The organism is Vibrio sp. SCSIO 43153 (genome assembly GCF_023716625.1).
In the GTDB taxonomy this organism is placed as follows: domain Bacteria; phylum Pseudomonadota; class Gammaproteobacteria; order Enterobacterales; family Vibrionaceae; genus Vibrio; species Vibrio rotiferianus.
The window spans coordinates 884879-905640 of sequence record NZ_CP071856.1 but is presented as its reverse complement, the minus strand read 5'-3'; the positions used below and the strand labels follow the sequence as shown (position 1 = coordinate 905640).

The following is a 20762-nucleotide window of genomic DNA, read 5'->3' as shown; positions in this document are numbered from 1 at the left end:
CTATGCTTGAAACGCAGCACCTTTCCGTCGCGTACGGCAAACGCATCATCATTCCTAACTTGTCGGTCTCCATTCCAAAGGGCAAGATTACCGCGTTGATCGGCCCGAATGGTTGCGGAAAATCGACCTTGTTAAAAACCTTGGTAAGAATCAATAAGCCAACATCAGGTGAAGTGATGTTCGAAGGTAAACCTTTATCGAATTATGCTGATAAAGCACTAGCTCGCTCGTTGTCGCTGCTACCACAAATTTTGGTCAGCCCCGAGGGGATAACAGTGAGAAAGTTGGTTGAATATGGCCGTTCACCCTATGTATCACATTGGGGAAAGCTAGGGAAAGAGGATCAAGTTATTGTCGAACAAGCGATGCACGACACAGGGGTCTTTGAATTTGCCGAACAGCCCGTTGAGTCGTTATCTGGCGGTCAACGCCAGCGAGCATGGATTGCGATGGTGATGGCACAAGATACGGAAGTAGTCATGTTGGATGAGCCGACAACTTATCTCGATATGTCGCATCAAGTGGAGTTGATGAACCTAATGCAACAGATGAACAGCAAAGGAAAAACGGTAGTCGTAGTACTGCATGACCTCAATCAAGCTTGTCGATATTGCGACCATTTGGTGGTACTTGAACAAGGGCAACTAGTGGCGCAAGGTACTCCGGATGAGGTGTTTACCGAGACGTTATTAAGTGATGTTTTTGACCTCAAAGCTCGTGTTTTCCGTGACCCTATCTCAAACACGCCGATGTGCGTAGCGATTTAAAAAGATGGACTGACTCTAGGGACTGTTCATCTTCGCTGAAAAAATCAGCTTGAGAGGTCAACAGACGCTAGTAGCTTAAAACAAACCCCGCAATGTGGCGGGGCTTGGAGTTTAGAGTTCCTAGAGTTGAATTAGTGTTTACGCCAGTTTAAACGTCGCCACTTTTGAGTTGAGATCTTCTGCTTGCGATTTTAGCTGCGAAGATTCGTGTTTTGACTCTTCTGCCCCAACAACTAACTGATCAGTAACGTCTTTAATCGTGGTGACATTTTGTGTGATTTCGTTAGTTACGTGGGTTTGCTCTTCAGCTGCGGTTGCAATTTGTGTTGCCATATCACTGATGAGGGCAACGGCGGCGTTAATTTCGTCGAGAGCCATTGCTGCTTGATCTGCATCGGCTACTGAGCCAATTGCAAGCTCTGAGCTTCTTTCCATTATCGCCACTGCACGTTGAGTGGTTTGCTGCAAGGTTTCGATGGTCGATTTTATCTCTTCCGTTGAAGTATGTGTGCGTTGCGACAGTACGCGAACTTCATCAGCAACTACAGCAAAACCACGACCTTGCTCACCTGCTCGCGCCGCCTCAATCGCTGCGTTGAGTGCTAGTAAGTTAGTCTGCTCAGCAATATCACGGATCGTTGACAGCACAGTGTTGATGTCTTGTGCGTGTTGATTCAATTCACCAATGACAATACTTGCTTGATTAACTTCAGACGACAAGTTGTTGATCGATTCTTTGGTATTTACTACCAAGCCGTGGCCATTTTGAGTGCTGGTCGAAGAGTCAATCGCCGCTTTTGCCGTCTGTTCTGCGTGTGAAGCGATTTCTTGTGTCGCAGATGCCATCTCGGTTACAGCAGTCGCCACCATGGTGATTTCTTGTTGTTGGTGGTTTAGTTCGTCAACAGATTGAATTGCTCTTTGAGTACTTGCCTCAGAGCGTTGGTTTAGATCGACCGCTTGATGACGGATATGGCCAATCAACTCCTGCAAGCTAGCAACAAATAGGTTGAAGTTTTCCGCTAGCTCACCAACTTCATCGCGATTTTCTACCTCGATACGTTGAGTCAAATCACCGCTACCATTGGCGATTTGCGATAGCGCATTAGAAACGTTGTAAAGTGGACGGAAAAGGATGTTACACAACAAGTTAAATAGAGCGACACAAAGAATAACCACGACACTGGTTGCGATGATTTGTCCCCAAACAGCGTCATAAAGTGGTTCGATCAAAGAGTTGTGGTCGATGACAGTCACAGTCGTTAACTCAGTGCCTTCAATCTTCTTCGCAAAAACAACGAAGGTGTTTCCATCTACACTGACTTGACGGTCATTACCTGATTGAGAAATAGCGGCAATGTCCTGAAAACTTAACCCTAACTTACTGATTGGCTGATTAAGGAATTTGCTGTCTTTATGAATGAATACATTGCCCTGCTCGTTGGCAATGAACATGTAGCCCTCACCTGGAAGAATGACTTTATCAAGGCTATTGATCATATCGCCAATCTCTACATCTGCACCAAGCACTGATGTCTGACCGTGAAGGTTAATGGCTTTACCCAATGAAACAACATTTGCTCCGGTCGCTGCAGCTACCGTTGGGTTATCAATGAAGACTTGTGATGGATTTGCAATGGCGTTGGTGTACCAACCCCATTTTCGAGGGTCGTCATTGCCCGGTGGAAGTACAACACCGTTTGCGTTGTCTTGAGTACCGTCAGGGTAAGCAAGGAAGACGTTGTCAAAAGCGGCGGAGTCCTTTACCTGTTTTAGGTGGGTGACGATTGCTGACTTTTCGGCATCCTGAGACAGTGACTTTAACGCTCTCTCTTTGGATAGTAACCAGTCGCTTACGTATTGGTTATAGGAAGCACTTGTACTTTCAAGGCGCTGCTCAACTTCGACATCTAGTCGTTGCAGTGCATCTCGAAAAGACAACCCCTCTACCAAAACTCCCCCGAGGATAATGGCAGCGCTGGCTGAGATGGCCAGCTTGTTTTTTAAAGATAGATTTTTAAGCATAAAGATATCGCTAAGTAATTATTATAGATTTATTAAATGTATTGTCTTTGCATTATATTTTACTGGTCGAAATAAATGCAGATCTGAGTCTTATTATTGAGGTTTAGTTAAATTTATAAAGCAAATTGAGGCATAGATCCTATGAATCGAGCAGTATGAGCGTAGTAAGCTTGCTTTCTTAAATGATTATCATTTTATAAAATGCGATCTAGATCAAACAAATTATGCTGAAATGTCATATTAAATATCACGCATACATCACGAACGATATATTTTGCTTAGTTATCAATATCTAGGGCGATATTTATGCGTAATATGTTGTTATTCCCCGCACTTTTTTTGTCAGGCTGTGCGCTGACTCCTCCTTCAACCCCCATACAACCAGATGCTAATTGGCATGTTGATCAACTGGCGAATGGGATGAAATACCACATCTATCCGACTCAAGACAAAGAAGTGTCTATTCGTTTAAAGATGAATATTGGCTCATTGCAGGAAAGCGCACACCAGAAAGGTTATGCGCATTTTATTGAGCATATGGCGTTTAATGGCAGCCAGCATTTCTCTGGCAATGACGTCATCAAGTTCTTTGAGCAGTCAGGAGGGAGTTTTGGTGCTGATATCAATGCATTTACCTCCTACGAAGAAACCACCTATAAGCTCGACCTTGCCAATGATGAAATGCTCAAAGAGGCATTGACATGGATGCGAGATATTAGTGATGGCATCGCATTTGAGCCAGAGCAGGTTGAACAAGAGAAAGGCGTTATCTTAGGTGAATGGCGAAGAGCGACTCCTGATGATAAATCATTAGCTTACAACGCGTACGATGCTGCAATAAAAGGCACTCCTTTTGAAGGCAATGATCCCATAGGTACCAAGGTATCGATAGAGCAGGCTACAGCCGAAGGACTGAAAAACTTTTACCAACAGTGGTATCAGCCTCAATATGCTGAACTGATAATCGCTGGTGATGTGGATGTTGCGCAGCTGAGTGAGACCATTCAAAAGCATTTCTCTGATTGGAAAAGCACTGCTGATGAAAACATCGTGAAGAGACGTGATAATCAACTTAAGCCTGATGATTTGCTATTAGAAAGCAGCTCAATGGAGTCTCCGAGTCTCCACTATTCGATTTATAGAGGGCCTATCGGATACCAAACTCGTGAGGAGCAACATCAAGTATGGGCAGATGATGTTCTATCACAATTGATTCAACAAAGAATGTACTCCGTGCTAAATGACGCTGCTCAGCCGTACCAATACGTTTATGCACAGACTTATTTTAACAATTACAGTCGCCTGTCTACTGGTGGAATATCATTCTCACGTGAACAAAGAGATGAGATGCACCCGCTATTCATTGGTACTTTGGCTTCCCTTCGAGATCATGGGGTCTCTTCTGAGGAGTTGGAGGCCGTCATTGCGGGGTATCGCAATGAACTGACCAATATTGACAGTGATTGGGATAAGCGTAAGCCACATAGTTACGTTGATGAGCGTGTGTATGAGCTTGAGCAGAATTTGGTCAGCCAATCAAAACAAGACTATAAAATGAGTTTAAGTGACTTCGTTGACCACTTTGATGTTAAAGAGGCCAACAAGCACTTAGCGCAACTATTAGACAACGATCCAGCCTTTATTATTGGTTTGGCTCAAGGGGAAGCGAAGCAACAGTTTACCAATGTCTTTGTAGATCTTGATTCGAGCTACGCAAAACTTGGTGAAAAACCGTTGGCAATGTATGCCAAGAATGAAGGCTTTGTTCAGCCAAGCAATGAGGGTGACATCGTTTCAGTGCAGCCGCATCAAGGTGGCTTCGAAATATTTACACTGTCGAATGGTATTGAAGTTTGGTTCCAACAAGATAAAAAAGCAGGCGAACGTGCTCACATCTTCTTTGCAAGTCAGGGCGGAAAAGCAGCACTGGATCCTTCACTTTACGCCGCATATGAGGTGGCAAGTCTAGTTGGTGCTAGAAGTGGTTTAGGTGACTTCTCTGGACCAGAATTGGACAACTTTTTACGCACACACGAGATGAGTATGTATCCTCTACTTGGCGATACCCATCATGGTGTTGAGATGGTCGCACCGAAACAGCAATTAGCGAATGCACTCAATGGTGTGTATAACGTTGCTACAGAAATTAAGGTAGATGCTCGTCAGTTGTCAGCGGTGAAGAGAGAATATAGCCAAGAGAGCAACACCTTTCTGAACTCTCCTATTGGTAAATGGCTAAGAGCAGTCAACCAAAATGCTTATATTCCGAATAGTCGCCATCGAATGGTGTTACCTGATGATGTAGAGGGTGTGACTGCTGAGCAAATTCTGGCGGTTCACGACACCTTATTCTTAAAGGATAGAGGCTTCAAAATGGTGATTGTAGCGGATTTAGACGCTCAATCTATTGCCCCTCTGTTACGCAAGTATGTTGCGTCAATACCACTCGAGTTAGCCTCACCTGTTGATTACAGTGTGAAATACAATCCAGATGCGACGTCACACATAGAGTTTACTGATGGGCATGAACCGTCCGCATTCTTTTTGTTAAGGCTGACTAACAGTAGTGAGCAACCGACTTCGACAAGAACGATTTTTATCGAAGATGTGTTGCAACGCATCAGTTCTACTAGAGTTCTTGACCGTCTACGTGAAGAAGCGAGTTTAGATTACAACCCGGCGGTTTATTCGATCGTACAAGACCGAGAAAAGGTAACTGACTGGTTCTTTGAAGCACAGGTTGATCCGAAAGAAGTGTCGAAAGTAGAGCAAGTGTTTGATGAAACAATTGATGAATTGTTGGTCAATATTACTCAAGATGAATTGGATACGGCGGTGAAGCAACTTGTTTTAGATATGAGTGAATTGGCTGACCTCCCAGGGGATAGAGGTTGGGCTTACACTAGGTACCTTATCCAAGGTTACGATATTGATGTACTGTCTGATGTGGAGCACATGGCAACATCGCTCACCTTAGAAGAAGTGATGAATCAGGCGCGGCACTCTTTTGGTAAGGGTGCGAAACGAAGTACGATTATCCTAAATCCTAAATCCTAATGAAAAAGGACGACCATTTGGTCGTCCTTTTTAGTTAATATCTAGTCGTTCTTCTCTTTACCGTAAACACGAACGCCAGCTTTTGAGCCTTCTGAGTTACCATACACCTCGATGTTTTTCACACATCGGCGGTAGCCAAAGTAGCGCCAATCGGTCATTTTGTCTTTCTTCAGGTCACGATGGAATCGAATGGTTTTTTCATCACCATTTTGGAATCTCACAACGACTTTTCTTAATTCTAAGTCTTTCTCTGCTTTCACTTTAATCGCGTTAGTGTTGCGGCAAATGACCATCGGGATCTTTGCTGCAAGGTTACCGTGTTCTAACAAAATAGTACGACCCAAAGTGAATTTATCGTCCGCATGAGTTGGTGCAATAAATGTTGTTGCGGCTACGACTGCCGTGATAATAGCGGTATAGATTTTCATTCAAATAATCATCAAAACACAGAAGCGCGAATCATAGTCGAGCTTAATGAAAATCAGCTAGCACTATTTCTCATTGTGAATGAAATTTCACAGTCCGCTGACTTTGTGTTTGTGGATGAAAATCTATATTCACTATTGCTATGCTTGCTTACGAGATGTTGGCTTGTTATCTGAGCTTTGTGTTTTTGGCTGGTTTTTTTGGTGTTCTTCTGTCTTGCTCTTTAGTGAAATGACCTCTTTCTCTGGTAACTCTGCAGCTTCACCAAAGAATTTGCCACCTGGCTCAATGCTCAGGTTATTACTCCAAACTTTACCCGTAATACGTCCTTTCTCAAGGACCTGAATCTGTTCGGCGTAACAGTTACCTTCGACGATACCATTAATAATGAGTTTATTTGCGTATACGTCGCCTTTTACACGGCCACTTTCAGAAACGATTAGCGTACTATCGACATTTACTTGACCATTTACGATGCCATCTACTTGGATGTCATTTTCAAGTTTGAGTTCTCCGCTAACAGAACATCCTTTGGCGATGAGAGTTGAAGTTGCTTGGCTACTCTCTGTTCCACGGTGTTGACTAAAGATTCCCATCTTATACCTCGTTCTTTACTGAATATTGCTTCGAATTCGTTAACGTTCCAATCTACAAATGGTCTCGGATTTAGAGCCCGCCCTACAAATCGAATTTCATAGTGTAGGTGTGGGCCAGAAGATAACCCGCTATTACCTGACACTCCGATAAGTTGTCCTTTTTTGACAAACTCGCCACTTTTTACCTTAAAGCTTTTTAAGTGTGAATAAGAGCTAGAAAAACCGAAGGAATGTTGTAAACGAAGAAAGTTACCTGACCCTTTGTTGCTTCGCCGCGTGACCTCAGCAACACCATCTGCTGGAGCATAGATTGGTGTTCCAATGTTGACGGCAAAGTCTAAGCCGCGATGCATTTTTGTTGTTTTGGTTATCGGGTGGATACGCTTACCAAAACCAGAGGATATTCTTTCCTTTCCCACCGGTGACCCACTTGGGATCTGAGTTAGCATTGCGATACGTACATTAGATGCAATAGCAGCAGTGTCTAGGCGAGATTCTAGGTTCGCCAAATCTACCCCTGTCGCCATCCCAAGTGAAGACTCTAAATCTGATAAACGTTCTGAGACTGTTGTGATTTGTTCTTCTCTTTCTGAAAGATCGTTTTCTAGCTCAGATTTTAGTTGTTTTAACTGTGCTACCTCTTCAGATAGACCGACAGAGTGCTGAGCTAACTCAGCTTGTTTTAGCTCCGCACTATCGACGGCTGAATATAGATAAAACACCAATCCTGTCGTTGCACATATCCCAATAGACATAGCAGCCAGCAAACTTTTTAGGCGAGTTTGCATTGCTTTTGTCACGCACCAATGCTTCGAGCCGTTGATGGTAGACACGGATATGGTTAACTGGTCTTTCATAGATTTAATCTGCAAAGATTGTTCATATATCGAGCGAGTCTAGACTCTACGAAAACACAGTCGAATTCTCCAGTACAACACGAAGTTGGTTTGTGAGATCGTGATGTTACGTCAAAGCTTCAACAAAAGGCGAAAATTTGATTTAACGAATGAGATTTATCGGTCGAGGGGGAATGCTGCACCTGCAATTTTCACATGAGATCACGTTTTATCTTATAAATTCTGAGATATTCATTAATAAGGTTGATTGTTAATTGAATCAGGGCTTGGTCTGTTTATGATGTTGGTTTTATATGTAAAATTGGCTAGGTCTCTGAAGTGCTCCTTCATGCCGCCACAAAATGGAGTAGAAAGTGAAAAAATTATTATTGGCGGCTGCCGTCGTTGCAGCAGCGGGTGGGGCTGGTTACCTGTATCAAAATGAAGTTGCCAACAGCAGTGGTTCAGATGCATTGCTTAGTCAAGTTCCTGCAGATACCTTGCTGATCACTTATCAAACAAAACCGATCAATTACTACGAATACATGAATGCGTTCGGTACAGCGCAGCAACCGCAAATGTCGGATCTATTTGCTGAAGAAGAGTTAACTCCTGGTTTAGAGTTTGCTGTGAACTTCTTGGATGCGTACATTGCGGCGTCATCTTCTCCTGAGAGCTTAAAAGCCTTTATGGGTACAGGGGATTCTGTGAGTCCAGTTATCTACACCTTAGGTTTTATTCCGGTATACAAAGTGCAGCTTGAGAACCCAGCGGCACTGTGGAAAACGTTGGACGAGCAAGAGCAGCTTTCAGGTTTTCAACATGAGCTTGTGAAGTTGGATAAAGTGGAGTACCGCCGTTACGAGCTGACCGAATCTCAAGACAAATTAATGGGAATTGGCCTAGTAGTTGCTGTTGTGGATAACGTTCTGACCGTGACTTTTGATATCCCTGAACTCGGTGTTGAGAGCCCCCTTAAACTGGCATTTGGTCTTGAATCTCCGAAGAACAGTATTGTCGACTCTGGTCGTCTTGAAGCGTTACAAAACAAATACGGCGCGAGCAATAATTCATTCGGTATTGTTGACATTCGTGAAATCATCAAAGGTCTGACGACAGTGGATGGCAACAGAATGGCTCGCCAGCTGAAAATAATTGAATCTGATCCAGTGTTAGATCAATTGCGTTCTCCTGCGTGTCACACTGAGTTCACTCAAATCGCTGAAAACTGGCCGCAAATGGTCGCGTTTGCCGAGTACAGCGCGGGTGATGATAAGGCTCGTATCAACGGCGGCTTTGTTGTTGAATCGAAAAACCAAGTGATTCTTGAAGCATTGCAATCAGTGCGCGGTGTCTTGGCGGAATCAAATGGTGAGCAGAGCATGTTTAGCGTGGCATTAGGCCTAGACGTTGCAACGTTGGCTCCAGCGATTGGTAAGATCTGGACAGATTTAACGACCCCTGAGTACCAGTGTTCAATCCTAGCGCAAGCGCAAAATGACATGCGTGGCCAAAACCCAGCTCCGGCGATCAGCATGGGCGCAGGTATGGCAAATGGCCTGAAAGGTTTGAGCATGGAAATGTTCGGTCTTGATGTGAACATGAATGGCCAATACGGACCTGAGCTAGGTCAGCTGGATGCGATCTTCTCTATCTCAGCAGACGATCCAAACATGCTGCTGCAAACGGCGCAAATGTTCATGCCAGAGTTGGCACAGATTCAAATCCAACCGGATAACCAACCAGTGAACATCGGTGGTCTGCTTGAACCATACGCAGGTAAACCAATGGATGTATTTGCTCGTCTAAACGGCAGCCACCTAACGCTTTACAGTGGTGAGGCAGCAGCGGCAGCAAGTGAGAAAGTCATGGCTCAACCGCTAACGGCGAATGGTCTATTGAGCTTCACTATGGACTCAGACCGCGTACTAGAAGTGATTGAAACAGCATCGGAAGTGTCTGGCGAGCCAGTGCCGGAGGACGTGAAGATGAGCCTGCAAGGTGAGCTTATCGGTGGTATGGCTTTGGACGTAACCAAAGATGGCATTGTGTTTGACTTCGATTACACAAGCTCAACCAAGCCTCAAGTGACGGTAGCGCAGCAATAAGCGTGATTCACCAGCTTCAATCTAGAAGCATTTCTTCATAATCAAAAGGCGACCTCGGTGTTGCCTTTTTTGTTTTTCTCGCGACAGCCCTTAAATTTCTTCTCTTTCATTCAAAAGTGACCACCAAATAAGATCGATAAAAATCAGTGGGATGGATCTTTTCTTCTCATCAATGATCAAATGTATCTTTACTAAAACTGTACGGTACAGTACAGTTTGTGAAAATCATTAAGTTGGGTTTCAAAAATGAAGAAGAAAGTCATTGCGTTGTCGCTTGTTATTGGTTCGTTAGTCGCTGCAGGTTGTGCGTTATATCAACCTAATACGGTGACCACTGATAACGCTTATGTTCACTCGGATGTGACGGCGATTTCTCCGGAAGTCGGTGGGCAGGTAGGCCAACTTTTTGTCGAAGATAACCAGTGGGTCAGCAAAGGTGCGCCATTGTTTTCGATTGATGATGAAGATTTCATTGCCAACCAAGAAATTGCGAAGTCAGCGTTAGATGTCGCAAAGGCTGCACTGACCGCAAACCAAACCAAAACCGAAATGCAGTTGGTAAAGATTGAGCAGGCGAAGCAGGGCATCCACAGCGCAAGTGCGAACGCAGAACATCAAGCGGCGGAGTTCAAACGTCTTTCACGCTTGGTACAAAAGCAGTCGGTGAGCAAGAACCAATTTGAAGCGCAAAGAACGCGTTCTATTGAAGCGAGCAGCAATCTTGAAACTGCCAAGCTAGCGCTAGCCGCTGAACAGAAGCAGCTCGATGCGCTAGTAACAGAAAAGATGCAGCTAACCGCGCAACGTAAGCAAGCCGAAGCAAACTTGAGGTTGGTGAATATCGCCCTTGAGCGAACCATCGTTCGAGCGCCATTTGATGGTTATGTGGCAGACAGACAAGTGCAAGTCGGTAAGTTTGTTCAACCGGGCATGGGTTTGATTGTGATGGTGCCGGATTACGTTTGGATTGAGGCAAACTTCAAAGAGACTCAACTAGAGAATGTCGCACAAGGCCAAGACGTAGAAGTGGTGTTAGACATGTTCCCTGATCATCCGTTGCATGGTCGTGTATCTTCTATTACGCCTGCAACAGGTGCGCAGTTTAGTTTGTTGCCGCCGCAAAATGCGACCGGTAATTTTGTGAAAGTAGTACAGCGTGTGCCAGTGCGTATTGAGTTGGATATCCCACAAGAGCTGAAACAGCGCATCTACCCTGGCTTATCGGCTGAAGTGTCGATTGAGACCGCAACGCAAGGTTAATCGCCATGAAAACACGTTCTCCATTGCTGATTTTTGCGCTGTTCGCCATTGCGGCTTTTGGAATCAATTCGGTGATGTTTACCGAGTTGTCCCACGAGATGGCCGCAACATCCGGTTTATCCGTAGATGAAGTCGAGCTAGTGAAAATCGGCTTTATGATCACTCAAGTGTTGGGGTTTATGTTCACCCCTATCTTGGTGCGTAAGCTTGGAACGTCACTGCCATTACACTCTGCATTGCTGGTGGGCTTGGGAACAAACCTTGCGCTCTATTGGACTGGTCAGCATGCTTTGTTGTTTACGCTAACTTGGCTAGTAAGCGGCTTTTTCATGAGCATGTTATTGGTGGTGGTGAATCTTTATCTACTCAATACCTTTGAGCAGCGTTGGTTGCCTGCGATTATTGCGCTGACACTGATCTTCTCAACACTGTTACCAATGGGCGCTTATCCGTGGTTGGTGGCTGAGATTGTCGAAGTGTTTGATTGGTCGTTTTTGAACGTTGCCTCGGCTTGGTTGTACTTTTCAGCTCTAGTGATGATCGGCGTGTATAAACCTCAGGCGATTGAGATTGAAACTAAGCCAAAGTCTTCAGGTTCGGTGTACCTTGTACTCGCGTTAACGATGAGTTTGGTGGTGTTCCTACTCATGCGTGGCAGCTACTACAACTGGTTGGATTCAGACTGGTTTGTACAGGCTTCTTCTGTGGCTGCGGCACTGGCTTTGTTGGCGGTGTATCAGTTGGTGAAAACGCGCCAATTGGATACTGCGTCGATGCAATTGCACGGTAAGTTAAAGACCAACGTGTTTATGTATAACGCCTTTCTTGCAGGCTTTGCCGTGATGGCAAGTACGGTGCTGTTTGCCAACTTCCTAAAAATGGCGATGCACTACAACAGCCTCAATGCAGGTTATGCGCAGCTGCCATCGTTTTACGCCATGTTGGTCGGCATGCTGGTGAGTGTGTTGGTGTATTACTTCCGCCGTCCACTGGCAGATGCAGTGGTACCTTTTGGCGTGCTGATGATTCTGCTGTCGGTGCACGAGTTCAGCCAACTGCCAAGCTTTGTTGGCACAGAGTCACTACCCATCCCAATGCTGCTGCGTGGTTTTGGTGTTGGCTTGTTGAATGTGTCGGTGACGATAGCGGTGTTGATGTACTTCCAAGTAGGACAGCGATTAGAAGGTATTGCTAACTTCTATTTGTTCCGAACCATGGGCGGAGTGATTGGCGGGGCGTTTTTCTCTCGTGTGATTCAAAGCCACAGCGCGCAAGCATCGGGCGAAATCGGTCGCACTCTGGACGGTTCAAACCATGTGTTTGCGGCGTATGAACAGGCATTGAGCAGTGCGATTCTGACTCATGGTCGCTTACCTAATCCGGCACTTGGGATGAGCCAAATTAGTGCGGTTGTGAAAGAGCAAGCTACGACATTAGCACTGAGTAATTCGTTGGTGATGTTTATTGTCTCTATTTTTGCGCTTGCGCCAATCTTGTTGATTGGTAAGAAGCTAGCCGCAAAACAAGAAGCGCACTGAGGTTAGGTAAACAGAACAAATAGTCGGCCAAGCAACTCGGTAACTAAGCCGCAAAAAACAAAGGGAGCCAATGTGCTCCCTTTGTTTTTTAGTTTTGAGGTTCTTAGCGCTGATAAAGTTTAAGGAACGCCGCCACGGCTTTTTGTGTGTGCGAATCCAATTCTTCATCGCTTAAGAAATCAAAGCCCATCAGAGCCATGTTCTGGTAATCCATTTTGATCAGCGCGAGTAGCTGACCACAAGCTAAATCGGCATCATCGATGTTAAGTTGCTGGCTGATGGTGTCGGTTTTTAGAAACTCAATTAAGTATTGATGAATGCGCTGCGGTCCGGTTTGCCAAAACTGATTTGGAACCGAGTCATGTTTGTTGAAGTCGGCAGAGATGATGCGATAAAGCGATAGGATGGGGTTAGAGCAAATGCCTCGTAGATACTTCTTCGCAAAGTCTTCTAAGGTTTCTCTTAGAGGTTCGTTCTGTTTATCGGCAAGTTGGAAAACGGACTCTAGGCTGACTTTGGTGTTGTGCGCGAGCACTTCAACAAACAACCCTTCTTTGTTGGAAAAGTAACGATAAAGGGTCTGTTTTGAACCACCACAAATAGCAACGATTTGATCGAGTGATGTGTCCTTGTAACCCTGTTCAATAAACAGCCCGGTTGCCACTTCGATGATTCGAGTTCTTTTCTTTTCAGTAGATGCGCGCATAACTAAATCAACCTAAATAAAACTGTTCAGTACAGTATCATTATTGCCGCCGAGACACACCGCTTTTCCATATTTACCGCTTCTTCATTGACCAAAATTAAAAAAGGCGACACGAGGCCGCCTTTGGAATCAGATTAGTTACGTTAACGTCGGTAGTATAACGAAATACGGTTGCCGTTAATCTCTTGCACGATAAATGGAATCTCGTAAATATCGCTCAGCACGTCGGCATCAATCACTTCTTCAACCAAGCCCGCTTTGATGACTTCACCAAGTTTCATCGCCACGATGTGGTCGGAATAACAAGACGCAAAGTTGATGTCGTGAATTACGATCACTACGGCTTTGTTCTTCATTTCCGCAAGCTTACGTAGCGTACTCATGATGTCGACGGAGTGCTTAATGTCGAGGTTATTCAGCGGCTCATCCAAGAAGATGTAGTCGGTATCTTGCGCCACCACCATAGCAATAAACGCCATTTGACGCTGACCGCCAGACAGTTGGTCGATAAAGCGATCTTTCAAATGGTCGATTTCCAGATGCTGCATCGATTCATCAATGATGCGGTGATCTTCTTCTGTCAGACGACCTTGCGAGTACGGGAAGCGGCCAAACGCCACCAAATCACGCACCGTAAAGCGCATGTTGATGTTGTTTAACTGGCGCAGGACTGATAGGCGCTTTGCCAAGTCTTCGGTGTTCCATTGGTCAAGCGGCTTATCACCAATCACGACGCTACCAGCATCGCTTTCTGTTAGGCGACTCGCCATAGATAGCAGGGTACTTTTACCCGCGCCGTTCGGACCAATAATGCTGGTTACTTTACCAAGTGGAAAAAGGGCATCGGCGTTTTTTACTACGTATTTTTCGTTGTATTTTTTGCTAAGACCTTGAATACGGATCATGTGATAAACCCTTAATCGAATTTGTTTTTCATAAGCAGAAGCAAGAAGTAGCCGCCGCCGATAAAGTTGATGATAACGCTGATGGTGGTGTCAAAATCGAACAGGTTTTCAACCACCCATTGACCGCCTGACAGCAGCACAACCGACAGTACTGAGCTCGCCACAATCAATAAGCGATGCTGGTAGCCAGTGAAGATTTGGCGAGTCAGAGCCACAACAATCAAACCAAAGAACAGAATTGGACCAATCAATGCGGTCGAGATAGACACCATCAAAGTGATGATGAACATGACTTGCATGGTCAGTTTGTGGGTATCCACACCTAGGCTTTTCGCGTTGTCGACGCCAAGCCACATTACGTCCAATTTGTGGGCAATACGCATAAGGTATGCTCCACACAGCAGCATCGGAACCACACACCAGTACACCAATTCGCTGTTGATGTTGTTAAAGCTGGCGAACATCGAACTTTGGATGAAGGTGAACTCATCTGGGTCAGTAATCATGGTGAAGAAGCCGGTGACGCTATTGAACAAGCTGCTCAGTACGATACCAATCAACAACATGGTGAAGATGTTGCGCTGACGACCACGGAAGTAGAAGCTGAACAAAGTCATCGCACACACAATCATGATGCCAGTCGACAACACGAAGTTGAGCTTGCTGTTGATGACCAAAGCACTCAAGCCGCCAAACATTACTACGAGCAGCACTTGAATCATCACGTACATGGAATCGAAACCCAGAATCGAAGGGGTGAGGATTCGGTTGTTGGTGATGGTCTGGAAAATCAGTGACGACGACGCAATTGCCATCGCTGCCAAGACAATCGCCAGTACTTTCGGGATGCGACGTGACAAGAAGAACTGGTAGTTATCTGGCGTTAAGCCTTTACCGATGAACACCGCACAAATCAAAACCGCCGCGATTGCCAGCAGGGTTACTTTCATAGAATCACGCATTTGATTTGTCTCTCAGAACTAGGTAAATGAAGATTGAGCCACCCAAGATGCTGATGATCATCGAAATTGGAATCTCGTAAGGGAAGATGATAAGACGACCGAGGATGTCGCAAGTAAGCACCAAAATCACACCTGCATATGCGGTCCAAGGTAAGTTGCGACGCATGTTGTCACCAATGAACAGTGAAACAAGGTTTGGCACGATAAGCCCAAGAAACGGAATCATACCGACGATCATCACTACCGATGACGACAGCACAGCCACAAGGATGACACCGACTAAAACAATGCGTTGGTAGTTCAAACCAATGTTTTTTGCGAAGCTCTCGCCCACACTCGCCGCACTAAAGCGGTTAGCGTAAGCGTAAGCCAGAACCGAGACTGGCAGAGCGAGATACAAGAACTCGTAGTTACCGCGCAATACCGATGCGAAGTTAGCCACCGTCCATGAACCAAGGGTCTGTACTAGGTCGTATTTGTAGGCAATAAAAGTGGTCATGGACGAAACCACGTTGCCGTACATGATGCCTATCAGCGGGACGAGCACGGTGTTCTTAAACTTCAAACGTTGTAAGAAGCGCACGAAGATCACCGTACCAATCACAGAGAAAGCGAAGATGGTGATCAGGTGTACCCAACTGCTCATGTCTGCAAACAGAATCAGCGCGACGATGTAGCCGAACATTGCCCAATCGACCGTACCCGTGGTGGATGGGGCAGCAAAGCGGTTTTGTACGATCTGCTGCATGATCAAACCAGCAATACTTAAACCTGCGCCAGCTAAGACGATGGCAAGCAAGCGGGGTAAGCGACTAACCAGCAAGATGTTCAAACTGTGGCTGTCACCGGCCAAAATCTGCGAGAGAGAAACGTTCGCCACCCCAACCAGCAAAGAGGCGCAGGCGAGTACGACGAGCAATAAAAAAGCCAAGATATGATGTAATTTCATGGTGTATTTATAGGGTGATAAAAACAACAATGACCTTTCGCACCGTGAAGCGGGAAAGGTCATCGATTAGAGTGAGATTGAACCTAATCTATAAGGGTCTGTTGACCTTTCGTGATGGTTTTTGCAGCAATTTGTAGGTGTTTTATACAAGGCAGAGGCTTTGATATGTAGCTATCCTACCTGATAAGCCGATAACGCAGTAGAAAGCACCTACAAACGCTGCCCAAAGGGTTCGGCTAAAAGCGTTTTACTCTTTGTTGAGTCAATTTTACTTAGAACCACTAGGCTTCAATCGACTCGCCGCGATTAAAACGCTTTTATCTCGAACAAAATTTAACCACGAAAGATAAACAGACCCTAGTCAGCAATGACTTGGTTCAGCTCTTTAATCATGGTTTGCGTCGATTGGTAGCCACCTGCGGTTAAGTACCAAGCCGCTGGGTCCATAAACAGCACGCGGTTGTTTTTCGCCGCCGGTGTCGACTTCACAAGATCGTTGTCGAACAGCTGTTTTGCTTTACCACTGCTCTGACCGATCGCTTGTTCGCGGTCAAGGATAAGCAGTACCTCAGGTTGCGCATCAGCAATGTATTCGAATGAAATCAAGTTACCGTGAGTACGTGGTACAGATTTCACGTTCTCAGAAGTCGACGTTGCAAAACCTGCTTCTTCATACACAAATGAGAAGCGGCTGTTGGTGCCAAACATCGCCAAGCTGTTACCGCTGTTTGTGACGGTCAGTGTGCGTGGTGGCTTAGCCTCTACTTTTGCATGAAGGTGATTAATTTGTTCTTGAACGCCTTCAATCAACTGCTCTGCTTGCTCTTCTTTGTCGAAGATGTCACCCAGCGTGCGCCAGTGTTCTTGGGTTGTTTTCCAGTAGTCGGTGGTGTCGATGCGGAACATGTAAGTTGGCGCGATGTCGCTCAGATCTTTGTAGATATCTGCCATGCGACCTTCTGCGATGATTAAGTCTGGTTTAAGCATGAACAGCGTCTCGAAGTTCACTTCTTTCACGCTGCCCGTGTTTGCGAACGAGTCGATTTGGAATTTTTCTAGCGACTTTGGCAGTAGCGTCTTTGGCATGCCGACGGGCGTTACGCCCAAAGCATCAATGTAGTCTAAACTGCCGTAGCCCAATACAACGACGCGTTGTGGTACGCCATCAATGTCTACTGTGCCCAAACTGTGTTGGTAGGTTTTAGCCATTGCCCCCATAGGAGCCAATGCAAGCAGCAAAGCTCCCGTTGCTACGCGAAGAGAAGTTTTACCAAACATAATGATTTCCAAAAGGTGCGGTGCAATCTCGCATTAGTGCTTTAAAAACAAATAGTGCCTTAAAAACAAAGAGTGCTTTAAAAAAATAGAGCGCGAGATTAGTCGTAAAGCGGTATAACTTATTTGATTAAAATCAAATAAGAATGATTATTGATTGCAGACACATTAGCAGATAGTCTATATGCAGCAACAGAATTAGCGGAATAGTGAGTATTCAAAAAATGAATTTAGCTCAAGTCGACTTGAACTTATTGTTTATTCTCAAACACCTACTTGAAGAGAAGCATGTTTCCAACACCGCGGTATCGCTCAATATGAGTCAACCATCGGTGAGCCGCTCTTTACAGAAACTCAGAAACTTGTTCAACGATGAGTTGTTAGTACGTACTGCACACGGCTACGAATTGACCCCAAAAGCGGAAGTGATCAAGCAAGATTTGAACACCGTTCTAACCGGGCTAGAAAAGCTGATGTACGGCCAGTCATTTGTGCCAGAAAAGAGCAACGGTACGATCCGTTTTTACGGCTTGGTTCCGCAGGTGATTTTCTTACTGCCACCGATTGTTTCGCGCATCCGTGAAGAAGCGCCGAACATGATTGTCGATATAGATTCTATCCCGAAGCGCCATTTCGATGCACTGATCGCAGGGGATGTGCATTTTGTGCTTTCAACCGCCGAGCCACCTAGCTCTGAGCAGAATTTGTATCGCATGAAAATTGCCAATCGCGACTACCGGTTCTTGATGAGCGAAACTCATCCACTTGCCCATGTTGAGGAACTGACGGTGGAGATGCTGCTCGATTGCAACTTCGGTCAAATCTCACTTCAAGGTGGCAAAACGCTGTCGATTTATCACCGTTTTGTTGAGCTTGGCGTGGTGGATAAAAAACGCCAATTATCGATTCCTGTTCAGCTTTCAAACTTTAATGCTGCGCCAGCGATTGCTGAACAAACGGACGTGATTTTTCACTTACCAACGCCGTTTGCACAAGACGCTTGTCAGGGAAGAAAATTGATCACCAAAACCGTACCAAAAGCGATTCGAATGGACAGTGAATCGGTCTATTTGTACTGGCATAAGCGCTATCATAATGACCCGATGTGTAATTGGGTTAAATCATTGTTCAAGGAAATATATGGCTCAACTGAGGCTGAATGGTAAAGAATATTATTATTCATTTTTGACATAGTGGTAATTAATCCTACAAATGCTCGGTTGCTTGTCTTCGTCAAATAAAGGCTATTTAATGCGAACCATTATCATTATAAGTTCCATTAAAATTTATAGGTTTTTACCATGTCGAAGACGACTCCGTTTGCGCCAAAACCATTAGCAGTGGTGATCGGTGCGCTATGTACCTCTTTTTCCGTCTTTGCTGATACAACGCCAATCGAAACCGATGAGCAGCTTGTTGTAACAGCAACTCGTACCCAGATGGAGCTGAAAGACGCTCCAGCTTCTATGTCGGTGATCACCGCTGAAGACATCGAAAACGATCCAGGCATCACGCTGGCGGACATCGTATCTAACGCAACCAGCGTGGAGTCAGATTTCGACAGCACTCGTGCAGGTCGTCAGCAAATCTCGATTCGTGGTATGGATTCGAAATACACACTGATCATGGTAAATGGCCGTCGCATGAGTTCGGCAAGTGCGATCGTACGTGGTAACGACTTCGATCTTTCTGCGATCCCAATGGATTCAATTGAGCGTGTGGAGATCATCCGTGGTCCTATGTCGGCGCTTTACGGCTCTGACGGTATGGGCGGTACGATCAACATCATCACTAAGTCACCAAGCAACGATTGGAGCTCGCAACTCAGCCTAGACAACACCACGCCAAACGATGGTAATGGTGGTCAAGAGTACACAGTGGGTCTAACCACGTCTGGCGCTCTGGTTGAAGATACACTCTTTGCTCGTTTCTCTGTTTCTCAAACGAGCCGCAACGCATGGCAGCCATACTCTGGCGAGAAAGGGGGCATCGATCGTGAAGAGGTTACTGCACTTGAAGATCGCGATAGTTTAGCGATGTTCGGTACGCTTTCATGGCATTTGGCGGACAATCAATTTATCGATCTTGACCTTGGTTACAGTGACGATGAGCGTGATACCGCAGCAGAAAGTGGCACTACGGTTCTGTTCTCGGAGTCTCGCGTCAAACGTAACAGCCAAGCGCTATCGCATACCGGTTTTTGGTCTTGGGGTGATACGCAAGTTCGTTACTCACGTGAAAACGTAGAGAACATTGAAGCGGCAAACGATGGTGCTGATTCAATTGAAGAACTGACACAAATTTTTGAAGCATCAGCAACGACTTACCTAGGTGAAAGCCACACTGTGACGTTTGGTGTGGACTACCAAACTAGCGAGCTGACCAACCCAGAGCACATCGTGGGTAACAAAGCAGAAGCTTACCAAGGTGCGGTATTTATCCAAGACCAATGGGAAATGACCGATACGCTGATGGCAACCATTGGTGGTCGTTTGGATAAGCACGAGCACTACGGCGAAGAGTTCAGCCCGCGTGTGTACCTAGTACACCAAACAACGGAAGACTTGGTACTGAAAGGTGGTGTGGGTAAAGCGTTTAAAGCACCAACCATGACGCAAAACCACCCAGACTTCTCGATGAGCAGCTGTAAAGGTAACTGTAATATCGTAGGTAACGAAGATCTGGAAGCAGAAACCAGCGTGAACTACGAGTTCTCGGCGCTATACAGCGGTCGTAACTGGAACCTTGAAGGCGCGGTATTCCGTAACGAAATCGAAAACCTAATCGAACAGACAGACATCTTCTGTGAAGTCGGTACGTGGTCGAGTGCAGTGATGAGCTGTATTGATGACAATGGCGACCCAATCGATCGTGAACTGTCTAACCCGTACAAGTCTTACCAAAACGTATCGAAAGCCGTTATTCAAGGTGTGGAGCTAACCGGTAGCATTCAGTTCAATGAGCAATGGGCGATGTCTGGTAACTACACTTACTTAGACACCGAAGATAAGTCGACAGGTGAAGAGTTGAACGAGCGTTACAAGCACTCTGCATTTGCTCGCCTAAACTGGTACCCAACTCAAGATTTGAACCTGTTTGCGAGCGCACGCTACCGTGGCGACCGTAAGATTGATTCTCAGCTAACGCAAGACGCTTACACCACGATGGATTTAGGTACGGTTTACCATGTGAATGATGCACTACGTATTCGTGCGGGTATCACCAACCTAACCGATGAAAGCGTATCAAGAGAGCTAGAAAACATCGGTTATGTTGAAGCACCGCGTACTTACTACGTTGGTATGACAGCAGACTTTTAAGCTCTAGTTACAGACTGATTAGATTGGATTTA

The 20762-nt window shown here is 45.5% G+C and carries 16 protein-coding genes; 7 read left to right on the top strand and 9 right to left on the bottom strand.

Going from position 1 to position 20762, the window contains the following annotated elements:
* The first annotated feature begins 2 nt into the window (after positions 1-2).
* Positions 3-767: a Fe(3+) dicitrate ABC transporter ATP-binding protein FecE gene (fecE, locus tag J4N37_RS20205; RefSeq protein ID WP_045390597.1), complete on the top strand. Its 765-nt coding sequence runs from the start codon at positions 3-5 to the stop codon at positions 765-767.
* 138 nt (positions 768-905) lie between these two features.
* On the opposite strand, the gene J4N37_RS20200 is transcribed toward fecE, so the two are convergent.
* Positions 906-2792 carry a methyl-accepting chemotaxis protein gene (locus tag J4N37_RS20200; protein ID WP_045390600.1) on the bottom strand — a complete coding sequence of 629 codons (1887 nt, stop codon included), beginning with the start codon at positions 2790-2792 and terminating at the stop codon, positions 906-908.
* Positions 2793-3098: 306 nt separating this feature from the next.
* Between J4N37_RS20200 and J4N37_RS20195 the strand changes: the two genes are divergently transcribed.
* Positions 3099-5849: a M16 family metallopeptidase gene (locus tag J4N37_RS20195; RefSeq protein WP_252043225.1), complete on the top strand. Its 2751-nt coding sequence runs from the start codon at positions 3099-3101 to the stop codon at positions 5847-5849.
* A gap of 41 nt (positions 5850-5890) precedes the next feature.
* Here J4N37_RS20195 and J4N37_RS20190 read toward each other — a convergent pair whose 3' ends face one another.
* The 3 genes from J4N37_RS20190 to J4N37_RS20180 all read right to left on the bottom strand — a co-directional run bounded on the left by J4N37_RS20190 (position 5891) and on the right by J4N37_RS20180 (position 7728).
* Positions 5891-6277, bottom strand: coding sequence for a DUF2541 family protein (locus tag J4N37_RS20190; protein WP_171357382.1), 387 nt, complete (start codon positions 6275-6277; stop codon positions 5891-5893).
* A gap of 138 nt (positions 6278-6415) precedes the next feature.
* Positions 6416-6871 carry a bactofilin family protein gene (locus tag J4N37_RS20185; protein WP_156145237.1) on the bottom strand — a complete coding sequence of 152 codons (456 nt, stop codon included), beginning with the start codon at positions 6869-6871 and terminating at the stop codon, positions 6416-6418.
* A complete protein-coding gene (locus J4N37_RS20180; RefSeq protein WP_045390606.1) occupies positions 6757-7728 on the bottom strand; it encodes a peptidoglycan DD-metalloendopeptidase family protein in 972 nt (323 codons plus the stop codon). The genes J4N37_RS20185 and J4N37_RS20180 overlap by 115 nt, the downstream gene beginning before the upstream one ends.
* A 353-nt stretch (positions 7729-8081) precedes the next feature.
* Here J4N37_RS20180 and J4N37_RS20175 point away from each other — a divergent pair, with 353 nt between their 5' ends.
* From J4N37_RS20175 to J4N37_RS20165, 3 genes are all read left to right on the top strand, one after another.
* Positions 8082-9815, top strand: coding sequence for a hypothetical protein (locus J4N37_RS20175; RefSeq protein WP_252043224.1), 1734 nt, complete (start codon positions 8082-8084; stop codon positions 9813-9815).
* A gap of 246 nt (positions 9816-10061) precedes the next feature.
* Positions 10062-11075: an HlyD family secretion protein gene (locus J4N37_RS20170; RefSeq protein ID WP_252043223.1), complete on the top strand. Its 1014-nt coding sequence runs from the start codon at positions 10062-10064 to the stop codon at positions 11073-11075.
* A gap of 5 nt (positions 11076-11080) precedes the next feature.
* Positions 11081-12613 carry an MFS transporter gene (locus tag J4N37_RS20165; RefSeq protein ID WP_252043221.1) on the top strand — a complete coding sequence of 511 codons (1533 nt, stop codon included), beginning with the start codon at positions 11081-11083 and terminating at the stop codon, positions 12611-12613.
* 103 nt (positions 12614-12716) lie between these two features.
* Here J4N37_RS20165 and J4N37_RS20160 read toward each other — a convergent pair whose 3' ends face one another.
* The 5 genes from J4N37_RS20160 to J4N37_RS20140 all read right to left on the bottom strand — a co-directional run bounded on the left by J4N37_RS20160 (position 12717) and on the right by J4N37_RS20140 (position 17413).
* On the bottom strand, positions 12717-13319 hold the full coding sequence (locus J4N37_RS20160) for a TetR/AcrR family transcriptional regulator (protein WP_252043220.1): 603 nt from the start codon (positions 13317-13319) through the stop codon (positions 12717-12719).
* 143 nt (positions 13320-13462) lie between these two features.
* A complete protein-coding gene (locus tag J4N37_RS20155) occupies positions 13463-14224 on the bottom strand; it encodes an iron ABC transporter ATP-binding protein (RefSeq protein ID WP_252043219.1) in 762 nt (253 codons plus the stop codon).
* An 11-nt stretch (positions 14225-14235) separates the two neighbouring features.
* Positions 14236-15186, bottom strand: a complete 951-nt coding sequence (locus J4N37_RS20150; RefSeq protein ID WP_252043218.1) for an iron chelate uptake ABC transporter family permease subunit — start codon at positions 15184-15186, stop codon at positions 14236-14238.
* The gene (locus J4N37_RS20145; RefSeq protein WP_005429179.1) at positions 15179-16135 is read right to left on the bottom strand and encodes an ABC transporter permease; all 957 of its coding nucleotides are present in this window, start codon (positions 16133-16135) and stop codon (positions 15179-15181) included. The genes J4N37_RS20150 and J4N37_RS20145 overlap by 8 nt, the downstream gene beginning before the upstream one ends.
* A gap of 357 nt (positions 16136-16492) precedes the next feature.
* The gene (locus J4N37_RS20140; RefSeq protein WP_252043217.1) at positions 16493-17413 is read right to left on the bottom strand and encodes a siderophore ABC transporter substrate-binding protein; all 921 of its coding nucleotides are present in this window, start codon (positions 17411-17413) and stop codon (positions 16493-16495) included.
* Between the two features lie 221 nt (positions 17414-17634).
* On the opposite strand from J4N37_RS20140, the gene J4N37_RS20135 reads away from it, so the two are divergent.
* Both J4N37_RS20135 and J4N37_RS20130 read left to right on the top strand, forming a co-directional pair.
* On the top strand, positions 17635-18576 hold the full coding sequence (locus J4N37_RS20135; RefSeq protein WP_005434330.1) for a LysR family transcriptional regulator: 942 nt from the start codon (positions 17635-17637) through the stop codon (positions 18574-18576).
* 135 nt (positions 18577-18711) lie between these two features.
* A complete protein-coding gene (locus J4N37_RS20130) occupies positions 18712-20730 on the top strand; it encodes a TonB-dependent receptor domain-containing protein (RefSeq protein WP_252043215.1) in 2019 nt (672 codons plus the stop codon).
* Positions 20731-20762: the final 32 nt, after the last annotated feature.

Bases quoted from the DNA above. Each gene is read 5' to 3' on its own strand.
- fecE (WP_045390597.1), top strand. From the start codon at position 3: ATGCTTGAAACGCAGCACCTTTCCGTCGCGTACGGCAAACGCATCATC.
- J4N37_RS20200 (WP_045390600.1), bottom strand. From the start codon at position 2,792: ATGCTTAAAAATCTATCTTTAAAAAACAAGCTGGCCATCTCAGCCAGC.
- J4N37_RS20195 (WP_252043225.1), top strand. From the start codon at position 3,099: ATGCGTAATATGTTGTTATTCCCCGCACTTTTTTTGTCAGGCTGTGCG.
- J4N37_RS20190 (WP_171357382.1), bottom strand. From the start codon at position 6,277: ATGAAAATCTATACCGCTATTATCACGGCAGTCGTAGCCGCAACAACA.
- J4N37_RS20185 (WP_156145237.1), bottom strand. From the start codon at position 6,871: ATGGGAATCTTTAGTCAACACCGTGGAACAGAGAGTAGCCAAGCAACT.
- J4N37_RS20180 (WP_045390606.1), bottom strand. From the start codon at position 7,728: ATGAAAGACCAGTTAACCATATCCGTGTCTACCATCAACGGCTCGAAG.
- J4N37_RS20170 (WP_252043223.1), top strand. From the start codon at position 10,062: ATGAAGAAGAAAGTCATTGCGTTGTCGCTTGTTATTGGTTCGTTAGTC.
- J4N37_RS20165 (WP_252043221.1), top strand. From the start codon at position 11,081: ATGAAAACACGTTCTCCATTGCTGATTTTTGCGCTGTTCGCCATTGCG.
- J4N37_RS20160 (WP_252043220.1), bottom strand. From the start codon at position 13,319: ATGCGCGCATCTACTGAAAAGAAAAGAACTCGAATCATCGAAGTGGCA.
- J4N37_RS20155 (WP_252043219.1), bottom strand. From the start codon at position 14,224: ATGATCCGTATTCAAGGTCTTAGCAAAAAATACAACGAAAAATACGTA.
- J4N37_RS20150 (WP_252043218.1), bottom strand. From the start codon at position 15,186: ATGCGTGATTCTATGAAAGTAACCCTGCTGGCAATCGCGGCGGTTTTG.
- J4N37_RS20145 (WP_005429179.1), bottom strand. From the start codon at position 16,135: ATGAAATTACATCATATCTTGGCTTTTTTATTGCTCGTCGTACTCGCC.
- J4N37_RS20140 (WP_252043217.1), bottom strand. From the start codon at position 17,413: ATGTTTGGTAAAACTTCTCTTCGCGTAGCAACGGGAGCTTTGCTGCTT.
- J4N37_RS20135 (WP_005434330.1), top strand. From the start codon at position 17,635: ATGAATTTAGCTCAAGTCGACTTGAACTTATTGTTTATTCTCAAACAC.
- J4N37_RS20130 (WP_252043215.1), top strand. From the start codon at position 18,712: ATGTCGAAGACGACTCCGTTTGCGCCAAAACCATTAGCAGTGGTGATC.